Below are 16,808 nucleotides of genomic sequence, written 5' to 3' on the forward strand. Positions count from 1 at the left end.
GTTTCAGCCGCCCGTCAGGATGTCCGCGGCGGCATCAAGACCGTCCGCGGTGCCGACGACGACCGCGAGATCGCCGTTCTCGAACAGGAAGTCGGGGCCGGGCGACGGATGCGCGTTGCCCGCACGCACGACCGCGACGATGGACGCGCCGGTGCGGGTCCGCAGCGCCGTGTCGCCGAGGGTGCGGCTGGAGAACGCCGTGACCGGCAGCTGGCGGGTCGTGATCCCGGTGATGTCGGCGTGCTGTCTGGCGAGCTTCGAGACGAGCTGCGGCGCCCCGAGCAGCCCGGCGAGCGTGCCCGCCTCCTCCGGCGTGAGCGGGATCGACGCGGCGGTCGTGTCGAGATCATCCTGTTTGGACATGATGAGCTCGAACTTGCCGTCGCGGTAGGAGATCACGCCGATCCGGCGGCCGGAACGGATGGAGAAGTCCTGCCTGACCCCTATGCCGGGCAGGGGCGTCACTTCGACGTTCACTCGAGTGTCCTAGGGTTCGATGAGCCCGGCGCGGATCGCGTACCGGGTGAGCTCGAGGCGGTCCTTGAGCCCGAGTTTCTGCAGCAGGTTGGCCCGGTGCCGCTCGACGGTCTTGACGCTGATCACGAGCATGTCCGCGATCTCCTTGGAGGAATGGCCCTCCGCGACCAGCTTGAGGATCTCCTCCTCGCGGTCGGTGATCGCCTTGGCCGGGAAGCCGCCGCCCTCCCTGGCGCGGTCCAGGTAGTTGCGGATCAGCGAGTTCACCGCGCCGGGGTAGAGGAACGGCTCGCCGCGCATGGCCGCGCGGCAGGCCTCCACCAGGTCGCGGTCGGCGACGGACTTCAGCACGTACCCGGAGGCGCCCGCCTTGAGCGCCTCGAAGAAGTACTGCTCGTTGTCGTACATCGTGAGGATGAGGATCCGCAGGTCCGGCAGGAGGCGCGAGAGCTCCCGCGCGGCCTGCAACCCGGTCAGCCGCGGCATGGCGATGTCGAGGATCGCCAGGTCCGGCTTGTCCCTGCGCGCCAGGCTGATCGCCTCCGCGCCGTCGCCGGCCTCGCCGACGACCTCCAGGTCGGGTTCGTTGTCCAGGATCAACCGGACACCGCGGCGGACGAGCGCGTGGTCGTCCGCGAGCAGGATGCGCACGGTCATTCGCCCTCCCCCTTGGCCTTCACCACGAGCCTGACCTCGGTGCCCTCCAGCGCCGGCCCGACACTGAGGTCGGCGCCGACCAGCAGCGCCCGTTCCCGCATGCCGCGGATGCCCGCCCCCTCCTGGCTGTCACCGATCCCCCGGCCGTTGTCGCGCAGTCGTAGCTCCACTTCGGACGGACGAGCCGTCAGCGTCAGTTCGATCTCGTCGGCCTTCGCGTGCCGGACGGTGTTGGTGAGACCCTCCTGCGCGACGCGGTAGACGACCAGTTCGGTCTCGGCGTCGAGCGCGGGCAGGTTCTTGTCGAACGACCGCTTGATCGTGAGACCGGCCGGGTCGCCGATCTCCCGCGTGAGGGCCTTGAGCGCGCTGACCAGCCCCAGCTCCTCCAGCACACCGGGCCGCAGCCTCCGCGCGATGCGGCGGATCTCGTCGAGCGTGCTGCGCGTGGTCTCCTGCACCTGCAGGAGCTCCTCGCGCGTTTCCTGCGGCGACTGGTCCGCCACCCGCTTGAGACTCAGCAGCACCGCCGTCAGCGACTGCCCCACCTCGTCGTGCAGCTCCTGCGCCACCCGCCGCCGCTCCGACTCCTGCGCGGAGAGGGCGATCGCCGAGCTGTACCCGCGCTCGGTCTCCAGGCGGTCGATCATGCTGTTGAACGTGGTGATCAGCTCCGCGATCTCCCCGTGCCCCGTGGCCTGCAACCGGGGCCCGGGCTTGAGCAGGTCGATCGTGGTCATCGCCCGCGTGAGCCGCCCGAGCGGCGCCAGCCCCACCCGGATCAGCACGGCGTTCGCGATCAGCATCACCACCAGCCCGGCCGCCAGCACCACCACCTCGCGCAACGGCGCCGGCGTCGACACCGTCGCGGGCCCGAACACGAGCAACATGGCCGCGATCACCAGAACCAGGGCGTTGAGCAGGAAGATCCGCCCGAACAACGACACGCGCGCCGCCTCTCCGTGATCACCTCCCGCCACGCCTGCGAGGCTGACGGTCGAGAGCACCACCTGTCCATCCGTGGCAACACCCATGTTCGCCGGGGTCTGGCAGGTGTGCCGGTCGGCGGGCTGCGCGGCGAGCCGGGGTGGGGACGGTCACGCCCGGCGCAGCGGTGCGGATCGCTCTCCCAGGGGCCGGCACCCACGCCCGGAGCTGATCCCTCGTCCGGGCTGCCGCAGGTTGAGTGCCAGGACGGATCGCGGCCACCGGCGGGCATGACGGATCGTGGAGTCAGACGCCCTCAACCGCTCTGGAGGCGCCCGATGATCCCCACGACCACCCGCCGCACGCGGACCTGGCCCTTCCACCTCGCCGCTCTCGCCCTGGTGGCGGCAGGCCTGCTCGTGCCGCACGCCCTGCTCGTCGCCGCCGGACTGCTCCTGGCGGGTTCGGTGGCACTCAGGCCACGCGCGGAACGGTGAACACGCGCAGGAAGGTGCCGAGCAGCTTGCGGTCGCCCGCCAGCTCCACCGTTCCGTCCCGCATCGAGCTGACGATCGCGCGGTAGGACGCCAGTTCGTCGTCGTCCAGTTCCACGGTGATGGTCAGGTCGGGGCCCACCGGTGCCGGACCGAGGCCGGTGAGCAGCGCGCCGTCGGTGACGACCGCGTGCACCACCACGTCCCGGACGTGGATCTCCCACGACGCCGTCAGGCCGGCCGCCTCCGCGGACTGGAAGACCGCGCGGAGGTTCAGCACCATGCCCTCGGGGGTGACGACGTCGCCCTTCTGCGGCTCGCCCAGTTGCGTCGCGCCCCAGCGGGCCAGCGACAGCAGGGCCGGCTCCAGCGACCGGCCGACGGCGGTCAGTGCGTAGACGACGCCGCGGGCGGGCGCCGGAGCCACCTGGCGTTCCACGATGCCCGCCTGCTCGAGTTCCTTGAGACGGGTGGCCAGCACGTTCGTCGGGATCCCCGCGAGGCCGGTCTGCAGCTCCGTGTAGCGGCGCGGCCGCACGATGAGGTTGCGCACGATCAGCAACGCCCACCGCTCGCCGACCAGTTCCAGCGCGCGGGCGAGGCCGCAGTACTGGCCGAAATCACGTCGCTTCACAGCCGAACCATAGCAAGCTTGCACAAGCGCAGCTCACTGCGTGATTCAAAGTTCACTTGCAAAAACGAAGTGGACTCCCTTACGGTCGTCGCACCACCCCCTCGAACTCGAAGGAAGTGCGATGACCGCGCTGCTCGATCGCACCGGCACGGCTGTGCGGCGGCCGTTCCTGTCCCGCGGAGTCGGCTTCGCGGGCATCTCGGCCGCGATGGTCGCGATCCTCGTGGCGGCCGGCGCCCCGACCCCGTTGCTGCCGATCTACCAGCACCAGTGGGGGTTCGCGCCGTGGGTGCTGACCCTCGCGTTCGGCATCTACGCCTTCTCACTGCTGGTCTCGATCCTGGTGATCGGATCGCTGTCGGACTACGTGGGACGGCGGCCGTTGATGATCGCGGCGCTGGCCATCGACCTCGTCGCGATGGTGATGTTCCTGTTCGCGCCGAGCATCGGCTGGGTGATCGCCGCACGGGTCGTGCAGGGTGTCGCGACCGGTGCCGCGTCCAGTGCGCTCAGCGCTGCCGTCGTCGAACTGGCACCCGAGCGGTTCAAGAAGCTCGGCGCCCAGATGACCAGCATGGCGCCGCTCGGCGGACTGGCGATCGGCGCGCTCTTCGCGGGTCTGCTGGCGGAGTTCGCCTCGGACGCGACCTTCGAGGTGTGGCTGGTGCTCGCGGTGGTCATGGCGGCCGGGACGATCTTCGCGGTCTTCACGCCGGAGACCGCGACGCGCAAGCCGGGCGCCGTGGCTTCGCTGAACCCCCGCATCTCCCTGCCCGTCCAGGTCCGCAGGCTCTACTGGACTTCGGTTCCCGGCATCGTCGGCGGGTTCATGACGATGACGGCGTTCATGGGACTCGTGCCCGCGCTGCTGGTCGCGGTGTTCGCCGTGCAGAGCCCGATCGTCGGTTCGCTGCTGGCCTTCGTCGCGCTCGGAGCGTCCACTGTGGCCTCCGCGTTCTCCAGCGGTGTCAAGGCACCGCGGTTGCGGCTCGGCGGGACGATCGCGATGGTCGCCGGGGCCGTGCTGTTCATCGGCAGCATCGGCGCCACCTCGCTGCCCCTGCTCTGGGCCGCCGCGATCGTGGGCGGCGGCGGCATCGGGGCCTCGTTCGCCGGCACCACCCGCGGGCTCGTGCCCGAGGTCGCACCGCACGAGCGCGCCGGGCTGTTCACGGCGATCTTCTTCGTCGGCTACCTCGCGATGGGCAGCTCGGCGATCATCGCGGGGCTGTTCGTCGGTGTCGTCGGCGCGGCGACCATGGCGATCGGCTACGGGATCGCCGTCGCGATCGTGACGCTGGTCAGCGTGGTCGCGGTGGTGCGGGTCAACCGGGGCTGACCCGGTCGGCGTGGACGTGCGTGCGCACCCCCTGGGGGTCGAACAGGATCAGCAGCTCGACCGCGCCGCCGTCGGCGCTGCCCAGCCAGTGCGGCTTCGAGGTGTCGAACTCGGCGGCCTCACCCGGCGGCAACGTCAGGTCGAGGTCGTCGAGCACGAGCCGCAACCGTCCGTTCAGGACGTAGAGCCACTCGAACCCGTCGTGCGTCTGCAGAGTGGGCTCCAACGGCTCAGGCACGGCCGGGATGAGCATCTTGAACGACTGCACGCCGCCCGGCCGCCGCGACAACGGCACGAACGTCATGCCGTACTTGTGGATCGGCTTGAGGTGGATGCGCGGGTCGCCGGTCCGCGGGGCGCCGACGAGGTCGTCCAGCGGCACGTCGTAGACGCGCGACAACGGCAGCAGCAGTTCCAGGGTCGCCCGGCGCTGCCCGCTCTCCAGCCGCGACAGGGTGCTCTCGGAGATCCCCGTGGTCGTCGCGAGGTCGGCGAGCGTGATGCCGCGGTGCCGGCGCAGAGTGCGCAGCCGCGCGCCCACCCCGTCCAGAACGTCCTCGGTTTCGCGGTTCACCGGGCCGAGCTTGCCACACTGGCAAGTTTTCGTGCCAGATCCAGCAACCTCAGCCGAAGCTGACCGCATGAAACGCCTAGTACTCGCCCTGCTGCTCCTCATCACGGCCTGTGCCACACCCCAGGAGACCCCGGCGCACGCCGCCGTCACCCAGAACGACCCGGCCTTCCAGAAGACCTTCCGGCACGAGTTCGCCGACGTCGAGGGCGTGCGGATGCACTACGTGACGGGCGGCAGCGGCAGCCCGGTCGTGCTGATCCACGGCTGGCCGCAGACCTGGTACGGCTGGTGGCCGATCATGCCCTCGCTCGCCGAACGCCACACCGTCTACGCGCTCGACCTGCCCGGACTCGGCGACAGCACCGGCACGCCCAAGGCTTACGACAAGGCCACCCTCGCGCGGTACGTCCACGCGCTGACCAGCCGGCTCGGCCTCCGCGACGCCGCGATCGTCGGCCACGACCTCGGCGCGGCGGTCGCGTTCCAGTACGCCAGCCAGTTCCCCGAGGACACCGCCCGCCTGGGCTACCTCGACCTGCCGCTACCTGGCCCGGCGATCGACGCGCGCACCTACCGCACGCTCAGCTGGCACATCGCGTTCCACTCGCAGCCGGAGGTCCCCGAGGCGGTCGTCCGCGACGACGTCCGCGACTACCTCGCGCTCTTCTACCCGCAGGTGTCCTACCAGGGCAGCGCGTTCGGCGGCACGTCGACGAAGTCGCCGTTCGCGGACGACGAGATCGACGAGTACGCGCGCACCTACAGCTCCGCCCTCTCGAACGGCTTCGAGCTGTACCGCGCGCTCGACCAGGACGTCCGCGACACCGAGGCCGCCCGGCCCGTGCGGGCTCCGGCCCTGGTCATGGCGGCGGAGGGCCAGGCCGAGGCGATCAAGGGCACGGCCGCGCCGCGGATGACGAACATCGTGCGCACGCTCGACGTCCCGAAGGCCGGACATTGGCTGGTCGAGGAGAACCCGGCGTTCGTCACCGCCGAACTGCTGCGCTTCCTCAGCTCATGACCGGCATGCGGTCGGACCACGGCAGCGCCTCTTCGAGCTGCGCCGCGAGCTTGATCAGCAACGCCTCCCCCGCGAGCGGCGCGACGAACTGGACGCCGAGCGGCAGCCCGTCCGCCGTCCAGTGCAGCGGCAGCGAGAGGGCGGGCCTGCCGGTGATGTTCGCGAGCTGCGTGTACGGCACCCAGCCCAGGTTCTCGGAGATCATGTCGTCGACGATCTTGGTGTGCTTGAGGAACCGGGCCGTGCCGGTCTTGAGCAGCACGTCGGTCGCCCGCTGCAACGACACCGGCAGGTCGAACTGGCCGACCTTCGGAGGCGGGGTCGCGAGCGTCGGCGTCAGCAGCAGGTCGTAGGACTCGAAGTAGGTGCTGAGGCGGCGGGTGTGCTCGTGCCGCCGCTGCACCGCGTCCACGTAGTCGACGCTGCTCGTGGCCCGTCCCAGGGCGGCCATGAGCAGCGTGTCGCGTTCGAACGCGAGGTCCGGCGCCCCGGTCAGGCGCTTCGCGTCGGCGACCTTCCACGCGAGGTTCACGAACCACGTCAGCAGGAAGTCCTTGGCCAGCACCGCGTCGTCGAACGGCGCCTGCGGCAGTTCCTCCACGTGGTGCCCGAGGTCGGTGAGCACGCGGACGGCCGACGCGACGGCCGCGACCGCCTCGGGGTGCGGGTCCGGGTTGATCGCCGACGGCACCCGCACGCCGATGCGGAGCCGGCCGGGCGCCTGGCCGACGTAGGAGGCGAACGACTCCGGCGGCATCGCGGGCGAGTACGGCCCGGCCGGCTCACCACCGCAGATGACGTCGAGCATCGCGGCCGTGTCGCGGACCGTGCGCGAGACGACGCCCTGCACCGCCGCGCCGTGCATCATCTCGGCGGTCTCCGGCCCGAACGGCGTGAGGCCGCGGCCGGGCTTCAGCCCGACGAGCCCGCAGCAGGCCGCCGGGATCCGGGTCGAGCCGCCGCCGTCGTTCGCGCCCGCGCAGGGCACGATCCCGGCCGCGACCGCGGCCGCCGAGCCACCCGAAGAACCGCCGGGAGTCCGTTCCAGGTTCCAGGGGTTGCGCGCCGGGCCCCAGACGGTCGACTCGCTGATCGCCTTGGCGCCGAACTCCGGCAGGTTGGTCTTGCCGAAGATCACCAGGCCGGCGTCGATCCAGCGCTGGACGACGGTCGAGTGCCCGGCGACCTTCAGCCCCTTGAGCGAGAGCGACCCGTTCGAGGTCGGCAGGCCCGCGTAGTCCTGGCCCAGGTCCTTGATCAGGAACGGGACGCCGGCGAACGGACCGGTGAGGTCGTCGGACGGCTCGGCCGGAACGTCCCGCACGATCGCGTTGAGCCGGGGGTTGACCTCCGCGGCGCGTTCCCTCGCCACCGCGAGGAGTTCGGCCGCGGACACGTGCCTGTCCGCGACGAGCCGGGCCAGCCCGGTGGCGTCGTACTTCCGGTACTCGTCGAAGTCCACGCGCTCAAGGTAGCTGCTCGGCCACCCCGAAGATGGTCTCCCGCACCACGGCGGGGTTCTCCTGCGGGATGAGGTGCCCCGCGCCCTCGACGACGATCGTCCTGCCGCGCGGGACGGCGTCCATCAGCTCTGCCGTGTACCGGTTGAACAGCGGGCGCCACTTGGCCATCCCCCGCTCGACCAGACCGGCCTGCAGGCAGACCGTCGGAACGTCCGGGGTGCCCGCGTCCTGCACCCGGCGCATCACCGGCAGGGACGACGCGATCTGCGACGCCTCCCTGCTGCCCGCCTTCATCGCCCGCACGGTCGTGTAGTCGCGCGTCATGACCTCCACGTCGGCCGCGGAGATCTCCGGCGAGACGCCGTTGCGGAACGCCTGCCGCCTGATCAGCCCCTTGGCCCCCAGGCGGGCCAGCACGGCCATGAGGCCGAAGAACCCCGCCGCGACCTTGGCGTTGCGCGTCGACATGATCTCGGCGAGGGTCGCGTCCACGAACACCATCCCGGCCACGCGCTCCGGGTGCCGGTCGGCGAACACCCGGATGATCGGGCCGCCCCAGCTGTGCCCGACCAGCAGCACCGGCTCGGTCTCGCCGAGCGCGTCGAGCAGCGCGGTCAGGTCGTCCGCGATCCGGTCGAGCGTGCGGTCGTGCGGGTCGGCGTCGCTGCCGCCGTAGCCCGCGCGGTCGTAGGACAGCGTGCGGTAGCGGGCGCTCACCTCGCGCTGGGTGTGGATCCAGGACGAACCGGGCGCGCTCATCCCGGCCTCGAAGACGATCAGCGGGCCGGGGCCCTCCCCCGCCGTGACCGCGCGGATCCCCCGCCCGTCCGGGAGCGTGACGAACTCCTCCAGCATCACGAGGCCTCTCACTGGTGCCAGCTCGGCGGGTGCAGCTCGTCCCACAGCGCCGCGCTTTCCAGCTGTGCGGCGAGAGCGAGCAGTTCGGCGTCACCGCGGGCGCGGCCGACGAGGTGCACGCCGTGCGGCAGCCCGTCACCGTCCACATGCGACGGGAGCGAGATCGCGGGTACTCCGGCCAGGTTGGCCCACGGGGTGTAGCAGGACCACTTCAGCATCAGGTCGGCCTCGTCGCCGGTGTAGTGGCCGATCGGGACCGGCGGCCCGTTGCTCGTGGGCGTCAGCACGACGTCGTAGTCGTCGACCGCGGCGAGGAACGCGCTGGCGTAGCGGGCGAGCGTCGCCTGCCCCGCGACAACGCTCTGGACGTTCAAGGTCTCGTTCGTGGCGAGCAGGTGCCGCGTGTAGGGCCGGAGCAGGGGAATCCGCGGCGGCGCCACCGTGTTCCTGACCACGTCGGCGACCTGGTAGGCGAACCAGTGCGTGACCGCCCGCCGCATGTGCCGGTCCCAGCGCCACGGCAACGGGATCTCGCGCACGTCGTGACCGAGTGCGGTGAGGACCTCCGCGGTCCGCCGCACGGCCAGTTCGGCCTGCGGGTCGGTGTCCTCGTCGGTGCCGCTGTCCGTCCACATCGCGACCTTCAGCCGGCGCCGGAGTGTCAGCGCCGAGGCGAAGCTGCCCTCGTTGCGCCACCCGTACAGGTCACCCGGTGCGGGCGACGCCATCACGTCCAGCAGCAGCGCCGCGTCCTCGACGGTCCGCGCGATCGGCCCCTCGGTGCTCGCGAGCAGGAACGACGTGGCGGGCGCCGGGCTCACCAGGCCGCGGCTCGGCTTCATCCCGACCAGGTGGCAGGTCGCCGCGGGCGTGCGGATCGACCCCGCGCCGTCGCTGGCGTGCGCGACGGGCAGCAGTCCCGCCGCGACCGCCGTGGCCGCGCCACCGCTGGAGCCGCTCGAGTACCGCGTTGGGGCATAAGGGGTCACGGCCGGACTCGGGGTGACGTCGTTCTCGGTGTAGCAGGTCGCGCCGAACTCCGAGGTGTTCGTCTTGCCCAGCACCACCGCTCCGGCCCGGCGCAGCAGCCCTGCCGTCCAGGAGTCCTCCTGCGGCACGCGGTCCGCCAGCGCCGCGGACCCGAGCGTCGTGCGGATGCCCGCCGTCGCGGCGAGGTCCTTGATGCCCAGCGGCAGTCCGAGCAGCGCGGCCCGGTCTCCCCCGGCCAGCCGCTCGTCCGCGCGTGCGGCCTCGTCGAGCGCGTTCTCGTTGATCGTCACGAACGCGCCGAGCCCGGAGTGCCGTTCGACTCGGGCGAGGTAGTGCGCGGTCAGTTCGCGGGAGCTGATCTCCTTGGCGCGCAACGCCTCGATCTGCTGCGCGGCCGTGAGTTCGTGCAGGCTCATGGCTTCACGGTGGTTCCGGTCAGCAGGCGGTGCACCGACCACGTGACCACGTCGAGCTCCTCGGGCGTCATCGGTGCGCCACCGAACATCCGCCGGTGCATCACCGGGCCCTCCAGCAGGTTGCCGACGAACGGCAGCTCCGGCACCTCGGTGATCTCCCCGCGCCGCACGGCCCGCGCGATCGCGTCGACCAGCGGCTGTGACCGGCGCACGGCGAGGGCGCGGAACGTCCGCCCGGCCTCGGCGTCACCGCGCAGGTCCGCCAGGAAGCCGACCAGGCCGTCGTTCCACGGCTCGTCCCAGGCACCCGCCAGGTCCTGCGCGAACGCCCTGAGGTCACCGTGCAACGTGCCCGTGTCGGGGTCCGGCACCGGTGGTAGGTATGCGTCGAGCACGTCCGCCACCAGCCGCACCTTGCTGCGCCAGCGCCGGTAGACGTCCGTCCTGTGCGCACCGGACTGGGCCGCGACCTGCGTCAACGTCAGCGCGTCGTAGCCGTGCGAGGTCAGCAGCGACCACGCCGTCGCCAGCAGTCGCTGTTCGAGATCGGGATCCCGCGGACGCCCTGCCACCGGCACCCCTCCAATTCACTACAAGTTGTAGCGATACCGTAGGGCTCCCGGCACGGCATCACAAGTGCCCGTTGCCCAGGTGGCTCATCGCGGCCTCGACCCCGACGTCCAGCGCGTCCTGCATGACGCGCCGGCGGCGTTCCGTGCGGCCGATCACCGCGCTGCCCAGCGGTGGCCGGATCTGCAGGCAGGCGGGGTGGGTGGCGAGCAGCTCCTCGTCCTTGGCCCTGATCTCCTCGCGGCGCAACCAGTTCGCCACGACTCCCGGTGCGTGCCGGGCGAACCAGCGCGACAGCACGAAGCGTTCGCCACGGGACGGTGGCACGCCGAGGAACTCGTCCTCGCGCCGCGTGCGCAGTGCGACGACGTGCGTCGCCCCCTGCGAGATCGCCGTGCCGACGGGGATCGTCTCGCTCAGCCCGGCGTCCACGTACGGGCGGCCGTCGATCCGGACGGGATCGCCCGCGAGGAACGGCATCGCGGCCGACGCCCGCAGCGCGGTCTGCAGGCTCAGCTGGTCGCGCACGTACCCGTGCAGGTCGACCGCGTCACCGGTGAGCCCGTCCGTGGTCATCGGGTGGAACTCGACGGGACTGTCGAGGATCTCCTGGAACCCCATCGGATGCACCTGCGTGTAGACGGTGTGGACGAGGTGGTGGGTGTCCACGACCGGCCGCCGGGTGAACGCGCGCCTCGGGTTGATGGTGGCGCGCATGACGGCCGGGTCCCACCAGGCGTGCTTGCTGCTGTCCGCCCGGCCGCACAGCAGCCAGGCCGCGTTCAGCGAGCCCGCCGAACTGCCGTAGACGGCGTCGAACAACGGCAGCAGCCCGAGCCGTTCGATCGCGACGGTCATCCCGCTGGAGTAGACACCGCGCGAGCTCCCGCCCTCGACCAGCAGGACGAGCCGCGCGTCGTCGTTCCGTTGCCCTGGAACGCTTTGATGCTGCTTGCGCTCGCGCAGCAACTCGAGAACCGTCATGACGAAAACACTATCTGCGGACCTCCGGGGACGCTGCTACTGTGGAAGTGAGATCAACCGCCCTCGATGAGGAGCTCGACGTGCTGGTGGGTGAAGACGACATCTCAGGGTGAGCCCTGGATGTGACAGGCCATCGTCCGCGATGGCCGTTCAGTCGTCCCCTTTTCCACACGCGCGCTCGTTGCGCGCGCGGCACATTCCTGAGGTCTCACACCCATGTCCGACGCATTCATCGTCGTGTCGTCCCTGTCCTTCTCCTGGCCGGACGACACCCCTGTGTTCGACGGCCTGTCCGTCTCGGTGCCGGGCGGGCGCACCGGTCTCGTCGCCCCGAACGGTGCCGGGAAGTCGACGCTGCTCAAGCTCGTGGCGGGCGCTTTGGCGCAATCCGGAGGCAGCGTGTCCGTCGAGGGCGTCCTCGGCTACCTCCCGCAGGACCTGCCGCTCACCGCCGGGCTGACCGTGGCCGAGGTGCTCGGTGTCGCGGACGTGCTGCGCGCCATCGCGGCCGTCGAGTCCGGTGACGTCGGCGAGGAGCACTTCACCACCATCGGCACCGACTGGGACCTGGAGGAACGCACGCGCGCCCAGCTCGACCGGCTCGGGCTCGGTGACCTCGCGCTCGACCGGCCGCTCGGCACGCTGAGCGGCGGGCAGGTCATCTCGCTGGGGCTCGCGGCCCAGTTGCTGAAGCAGCCGGACGTGCTGCTGCTCGACGAACCGACCAACAACCTCGACCTGGACGCCCGGCACCGGCTCTACGACGTGCTGGACGACTGGCGCGGGTGCCTGCTCGTGGTGAGCCACGACCGGGCGCTGCTCGACCGGATGGACCGGATCGCGGAGCTCGACGGCGGTGAGATCCGGTTCTACGGCGGGAACTTCAGCGAGTACGAGGAGGCTGTGGCGGCCGAGCGCGAGGTCGCCGAGAAGAACATCCGCAGCGCCGAGCAGGAGGTCAAGCGCGAGAAGCGGGAGATGCAGCAGGCCCGCGAACGTGCCGCGCGCAGGGCGTCCAACGCGCAGCGCACCCTCTCGAACGCAGGGCTGCCGAAGATCTTCGCGGGCACCATGAAGCGCAACGCGGAGGTGTCGGCGGCCAAGGCCGACGGCACGCACGCGAACCGGCTCGGCGCGGCCCGCTCGAAGCTCGACCAGGCCGAACGGGCGTTGAAGGAAGAGCAGAAGATCAGCCTGGAGCTGCCGCAGACGGCGGTGCCGGCGGGCCGCACGCTGTTCCTCGGCACGGACATCCGGGTGCGGGACCTGTTCGACGACCTCTCGCTGGCGATCCGGGGGCCGGAACGCATCGCGCTCGCCGCCCCGAACGGCGCCGGCAAGTCGACGCTGCTGCGGGTGGTCCACGGTTCCCTGGCGCCGGACAGCGGTGAGGTGAAACGGGCCGACGGCCGGGTCGCGTACCTGTCGCAGCGGCTGGACCTGCTCGACGACTCGCGCACGGTGGCGGAGAACCTGGCCGCGTTCGCCCCGGCGATGCCCCCTGCCGAGCGGATGAACCTGCTGGCGCGCTTCCTGTTCCGCGGCACGCGCGCGCACCTGCCGGTCGGCGTGCTGTCCGGCGGCGAACGGCTGCGCGCCACGCTGGCGTGCGTCCTGTTCGCCGAACCGGCGCCGCAGCTGCTGTTGCTGGACGAACCGACGAACAACCTCGACCTGGTCAGCGCCGGGCAGCTGGAGAGCGCGCTGAACGCGTACCGGGGCGCGTTCGTCGTCGTCAGCCACGACGAACGGTTCCTGAGCGAGGTGAGGATCGACCGCCGGCTGCGCCTGGAGGACGGCAAGCTGCTGGAGGCCACCCATGGCTGAGGCACTGGTCGCCACCGAACTGGTGCGCGGGTTCGGTGGCCGGCGCGTGCTCGACGGGGTGTCGCTGACCGCGGCACCCGGCCACCGCATCGGACTGATCGGCGAGAACGGCGCGGGCAAGTCGACGCTGCTGCGGCTGCTCGCGGGCGTCGACCAGCCCGACGGCGGTGTCGTCACGAGACCGCCGGACCTGGGTTTCCTGCGCCAGGAGATGCCGTTCCCGGACTCCGCGACGGTCGCCGAGGTCCTGGACGACGCGCTGGCCGAGGCGCGGGAGGACCTGGCCGAGCTGGAACGGCTGGGAGCGCTGGTCGCCGACCCCGCCTACCTGGAGGAGTACTCGGAACGCCTGGAGCTCGCGCAGCGGCACGAGGCCTGGGACGCGGACCGCCGGGCCGGCATCGTCCTCGCCGGACTCGGGCTCGGCGAAGTGGCTCACGACCGCACGCTCGGGTCGTTGTCCGGCGGTCAGCGGCGCCGCCTCGACCTGGCCGCGCTGGTGATCCGGCGCCCGGCCGCGTTGCTGCTGGACGAGCCCACGAACCACCTGGACGACGACGCGGCCGCGTTCCTGGAGGAGCAGCTGCGCGCCCTGCCCGGCATCGTCGTGCTGGCGAGCCACGACAGGGCGTTCCTCGACGCGGTGTGCACCGACCTCGTCGACCTCGACCCCGCGGTGGACGGCCCGGTCCGCTTCGGCGGCACCTACACCGACTACCTGCGGCAGAAGCGCGCCGACCGCGACCGCTGGGAACGCCGCCACGCCGAGGAACAGGAGGAACTGGCCTCGGTGCGCGACTCGCTGGGCCTGATCGCGGGCCGCGTCGCACCGAACCGGGCCATGCGCGACAGCGACAAGATGGGCTACGGCGTGCGCGCGAACCGCGTGCAGAGCCAGATCTCCCGCCGCGTCCGCAACGCCACCCGCCGCCTCGAAGAGCTGGAACGCGACGCCGTGCCCGCTCCCCCGCGCCCGCTGCGGTTCGCACCGGACACGGTCGCGCTGCAGGCGGAGGACCTGGTGTCGCTGCGGCAGATCAGGGTCCCCGGCCGCCTCGCACTCGACTTCCTCGACGTGCGCGACGGCGACCGCCTGCTCGTGACGGGCCCGAACGGCGCAGGCAAGTCGACGTTGCTGCTCGTCCTGGCCGGCCGCCTCCCGGCCTCGGGCGTGCGGCGGTCTCCCGGCGTCCGCGTCGGGCTGCTCGACCAGGACACGTCGTTCGCGAACCCCCGCCTCACCGCGCGAGCCACGTACGGCCGCGCACTCGGTGCCGAACGGATCGCGCAGGTGCCGCTGGAGTCGTTGGGGCTGCTGCACAAGTGGGACCTGGGCAAGCCCGTCGGCGCGCTGTCGGTGGGCCAGCAACGCCGCCTCGCGCTGGCGTTGCTCGTGGCGAACCCGCCGCACCTGCTGCTGCTCGACGAGCCGACCAACCACCTGTCGCCGACCCTGTGCGACGAGATGGAGGACGCGCTGGGGCCGGGTCCGGGGGCGATCGTGCTGGCGAGCCACGACCGGTGGCTGCGACGCCGGTGGGAGGGCGCGGAGATCGGGCTGTGAGAGTCTCGGTGGACCACTGTGCGCGGTGGTGCGCTTCGCACCCGGTGCCGTGCAGGTTGCCGGTGAGCCGGACCCGGTGCGGCCGTGGGATGCGTTCGACCGGGACAGGGTGCCGCTGACTGATAGCGGCCTGTGGTGGCCCAGGCGCGTGGGGATCGCAGACGTGGTCGCGCTCGCCGCGCGGGACGCGCCTGTGGCCGCCGCGGACGGGCCTGTTGCTGACCTGTTCCGGGGCATCTCGACGCGCTGAGGCGGCCAGGACGAACTCCGCGGACCTCGGGTGCCGGCCGGGCCAGGCAAGACCGCCCGAGCCGATCTCCCGATGGTGCCCCGGGCATCCGCAGACAGGGGAGACCTGGCCCGCGCCGGGGACGGCCGTACCGATCTCGGTCCGGCGAGTGATGTCGAGACGGCGGAACCAGCTTCGACGTGGTTGTGCAAGGACTCACCCGCACACCACGGAGGACTGATCATGACCGGACGCCCGCCCGCCGCCGACCTCGCCACCTGGCAGCAGGCCCGTGACGCGCTGCTGGTCCGCGAGAAGGCCCACACCCGCGAGGGTGACGCGATCGCGGCCGAACGCCGGAAGCTGCCGATGGTCGAGTTCGACGGCAAGGTCGAGGTCGTCGGCGCTGAGGGGGCCGTGCCGTTCGTGGAGCTGTTCCAGGGGCGTGACGAGCTCGTCGTCTACAAGCACATGTGGTGGGACGGCGCGCCTCACCAGGGGCAGTGCGAGGGGTGCACCCACGTGCCGTGGCACTTCGACGACGCCGCGTACCTCAACGCGCGCGGGGTCTCGTTCGCGATGCTGACCACCGGGGAGTGGGAAGAGGTGGCGCCGTTCGTGGAGTTCATGGGCTACGCCCAGCCGTGGTACTCCGTGCGCGGAGTGGACGGTCCCGCCGGCGGCGACATGGGGTACCTGACCAGCTACCTGCGCGATGGTGACCGCACGTTCCTCACCTACTCCACGACCGGGCGCGGTTGTGAGCGGGTCAACGGGTCGCTGGGGCTGCTCGACATGACCGTGTACGGGCGTGGCGAGGTCTGGGAGCAGCACCCGGAGGGCTGGCCCGCGCCGCGGGAGGCGGGGTGGTTCTGGCGGACGAACGCCGACGGCGACTCCAGCTGGGGTGAGGACAGCAGGCCCGTGCCGCAGTGGACGCGGCCGGGTGCGACGCCGGTGCGGACCCTGGGGCGGCAGGGCCACTGCCACTGATCAGCGGGGTCGGGTCGCGGTGGCGAGGACGCGGCGCTTCCGGTCGAAGGTCTCCAGGACGCTCCGCGCCTCCTTCCGCATCGACGCCATCGCGGGGTCGCCGGGTGCGTCGGTGGCGAGAGCCTCCTCCCACATCCGCTTCTCCTGCTCCCGCCACTCCGGCCGGTCGACCACCTCGACGTCGGCGAAGCCGGCCTCGGGGAGCTGACGGGCCAGGTCGAGCTCGCGGATGCGGCGCCAGACGCGCTCGTCCGCGGGCTCGGCCGCCTGCCAGCAGGTGATGACGAGCCGTCCGCCGGGGCGCAGGACGCGCAGGCACTCCCGCAGCGCGTCCGGCTTGGACTCCGCGAACTGCACGGAGTCGACGACCAGCACCGCGTCCACGGAGGCCGTGCTCAGGCCGGTGGCGGTCAGCGTGCCGACCCGGAAGTCGCCGCCGTCGCTGGCCTTCCTGGCCTGGTCGACGACCACGGCGGAGAAGTCCACACCGACCAGGCGGCACCCGGTGCGGCGCGCGATCTCCAGTCCGTACCCGCCCCGCCCGCACGCGAGGTCCAGCAGCACCCGGCCCGCCGCCAGGCGCAGTGCCGGCACGACCTCGTCGAGGCCCTGCCCGCCGAGCAGACTGGTCGACTCGAGGCCCGGCGGGAGGCCGAGCGTCCGGCGCACCAGGTCATCGGCCAGCGGCGAGGTGGCCCGATCGGCGTACCAGCGGTCGAAGTCCTCAGCACTCGTCACCGCGCAGACCTTGCCAGAAAACGCGTTTGTGCTCGTGGCTTTCGCCCGGTCCA

Annotated in this window: 18 protein-coding genes; 7 read left to right on the forward strand and 11 right to left on the reverse strand. The window is 71.7% G+C overall.

The genetic code is table 11. The features are described from left to right. Nucleotides 1-3: 3 nt before the first annotated feature. The 3 genes from DFR72_RS43185 to DFR72_RS43195 are packed head-to-tail and all read right to left on the reverse strand — an operon-like array spanning nt 4 to nt 2,144. On the reverse strand, nt 4-477 hold the full coding sequence (locus tag DFR72_RS43185; RefSeq protein WP_090073719.1) for a cation:proton antiporter regulatory subunit: 474 nt from the start codon (nt 475-477) through the stop codon (nt 4-6). 9 nt (nt 478-486) lie between these two features. Next, complete coding sequence (locus DFR72_RS43190) at nt 487-1,134, reverse strand: response regulator (RefSeq protein ID WP_090073716.1); 648 nt, start codon at nt 1,132-1,134, stop codon at nt 487-489. Further along, entirely contained in the window at nt 1,131-2,144 is a 1,014-nt protein-coding gene (locus DFR72_RS43195) for a HAMP domain-containing sensor histidine kinase (RefSeq protein WP_245983997.1), read from the reverse strand. Before DFR72_RS43195 ends, DFR72_RS43190 begins: the two co-directional genes overlap by 4 nt. A gap of 255 nt (nt 2,145-2,399) precedes the next feature. Between DFR72_RS43195 and DFR72_RS46110 the strand changes: the two genes are divergently transcribed. Continuing rightward, nucleotides 2,400-2,558: a hypothetical protein gene (locus DFR72_RS46110; protein ID WP_170176670.1), complete on the forward strand. Its 159-nt coding sequence runs from the start codon at nt 2,400-2,402 to the stop codon at nt 2,556-2,558. On the opposite strand, the gene DFR72_RS43200 is transcribed toward DFR72_RS46110, so the two are convergent. Then, a complete protein-coding gene (locus tag DFR72_RS43200) occupies nt 2,536-3,189 on the reverse strand; it encodes a winged helix-turn-helix transcriptional regulator (RefSeq protein ID WP_090073712.1) in 654 nt (217 codons plus the stop codon). The genes DFR72_RS46110 and DFR72_RS43200 overlap by 23 nt on opposite strands. A 121-nt stretch (nt 3,190-3,310) precedes the next feature. Between DFR72_RS43200 and DFR72_RS43205 the strand changes: the two genes are divergently transcribed. Beyond that, entirely contained in the window at nt 3,311-4,528 is a 1,218-nt protein-coding gene (locus DFR72_RS43205) for an MFS transporter (protein WP_090073709.1), read from the forward strand. Here the strand turns inward: DFR72_RS43205 and DFR72_RS43210 are convergent. Further along, nucleotides 4,515-5,102, reverse strand: coding sequence for an XRE family transcriptional regulator (locus tag DFR72_RS43210; protein ID WP_090073707.1), 588 nt, complete (start codon nt 5,100-5,102; stop codon nt 4,515-4,517). The genes DFR72_RS43205 and DFR72_RS43210 overlap by 14 nt on opposite strands. Before the next feature lie 67 nt (nt 5,103-5,169). Here DFR72_RS43210 and DFR72_RS43215 point away from each other — a divergent pair, with 67 nt between their 5' ends. After that, a complete protein-coding gene (locus DFR72_RS43215) occupies nt 5,170-6,123 on the forward strand; it encodes an alpha/beta fold hydrolase (protein WP_090073704.1) in 954 nt (317 codons plus the stop codon). Here the strand turns inward: DFR72_RS43215 and DFR72_RS43220 are convergent. The 5 genes from DFR72_RS43220 to DFR72_RS43240 are packed head-to-tail and all read right to left on the reverse strand — an operon-like array spanning nt 6,113 to nt 11,404. Next, nucleotides 6,113-7,585, reverse strand: a complete 1,473-nt coding sequence (locus DFR72_RS43220; RefSeq protein WP_090073702.1) for an amidase — start codon at nt 7,583-7,585, stop codon at nt 6,113-6,115. The two genes, DFR72_RS43215 and DFR72_RS43220, sit on opposite strands and share 11 nt — an antisense overlap. A 4-nt stretch (nt 7,586-7,589) precedes the next feature. Beyond that, the gene (locus tag DFR72_RS43225) at nt 7,590-8,456 is read right to left on the reverse strand and encodes an alpha/beta fold hydrolase (protein WP_090073698.1); all 867 of its coding nucleotides are present in this window, start codon (nt 8,454-8,456) and stop codon (nt 7,590-7,592) included. Next, nucleotides 8,453-9,850, reverse strand: a complete 1,398-nt coding sequence (locus tag DFR72_RS43230; RefSeq protein WP_090073696.1) for an amidase — start codon at nt 9,848-9,850, stop codon at nt 8,453-8,455. The genes DFR72_RS43225 and DFR72_RS43230 overlap by 4 nt, the downstream gene beginning before the upstream one ends. Then, on the reverse strand, nt 9,847-10,422 hold the full coding sequence (locus tag DFR72_RS43235) for a TetR/AcrR family transcriptional regulator (protein WP_170176671.1): 576 nt from the start codon (nt 10,420-10,422) through the stop codon (nt 9,847-9,849). Before DFR72_RS43235 ends, DFR72_RS43230 begins: the two co-directional genes overlap by 4 nt. A gap of 58 nt (nt 10,423-10,480) precedes the next feature. Beyond that, a complete protein-coding gene (locus DFR72_RS43240; protein WP_090073692.1) occupies nt 10,481-11,404 on the reverse strand; it encodes a patatin-like phospholipase family protein in 924 nt (307 codons plus the stop codon). 216 nt (nt 11,405-11,620) lie between these two features. Here DFR72_RS43240 and DFR72_RS43245 point away from each other — a divergent pair, with 216 nt between their 5' ends. The 4 genes from DFR72_RS43245 (at nt 11,621) to DFR72_RS43260 (ending at nt 16,017) form a co-directional block, all read left to right on the forward strand. After that, a complete protein-coding gene (locus tag DFR72_RS43245) occupies nt 11,621-13,231 on the forward strand; it encodes an ABC-F family ATP-binding cassette domain-containing protein (protein WP_090073688.1) in 1,611 nt (536 codons plus the stop codon). Next, nucleotides 13,224-14,795 (forward strand): ABC-F family ATP-binding cassette domain-containing protein, encoded by a 1,572-nt coding sequence (locus DFR72_RS43250; RefSeq protein ID WP_090073686.1) that lies wholly within the window; start codon nt 13,224-13,226, stop codon nt 14,793-14,795. The genes DFR72_RS43245 and DFR72_RS43250 overlap by 8 nt, the downstream gene beginning before the upstream one ends. A gap of 28 nt (nt 14,796-14,823) precedes the next feature. Beyond that, nucleotides 14,824-15,045, forward strand: coding sequence for a hypothetical protein (locus DFR72_RS43255; RefSeq protein WP_143087010.1), 222 nt, complete (start codon nt 14,824-14,826; stop codon nt 15,043-15,045). A gap of 222 nt (nt 15,046-15,267) precedes the next feature. Further along, nucleotides 15,268-16,017, forward strand: coding sequence for a DUF899 family protein (locus tag DFR72_RS43260; protein ID WP_090073683.1), 750 nt, complete (start codon nt 15,268-15,270; stop codon nt 16,015-16,017). Here the strand turns inward: DFR72_RS43260 and DFR72_RS43265 are convergent, their stop codons facing one another. Beyond that, complete coding sequence (locus DFR72_RS43265; RefSeq protein ID WP_170176672.1) at nt 16,018-16,755, reverse strand: class I SAM-dependent methyltransferase; 738 nt, start codon at nt 16,753-16,755, stop codon at nt 16,018-16,020. Nucleotides 16,756-16,808: the final 53 nt, after the last annotated feature.

Origin of the sequence: Lentzea flaviverrucosa (assembly GCF_003350445.1) — a bacterium.
Classification (GTDB): domain Bacteria; phylum Actinomycetota; class Actinomycetes; order Mycobacteriales; family Pseudonocardiaceae; genus Lentzea; species Lentzea californiensis.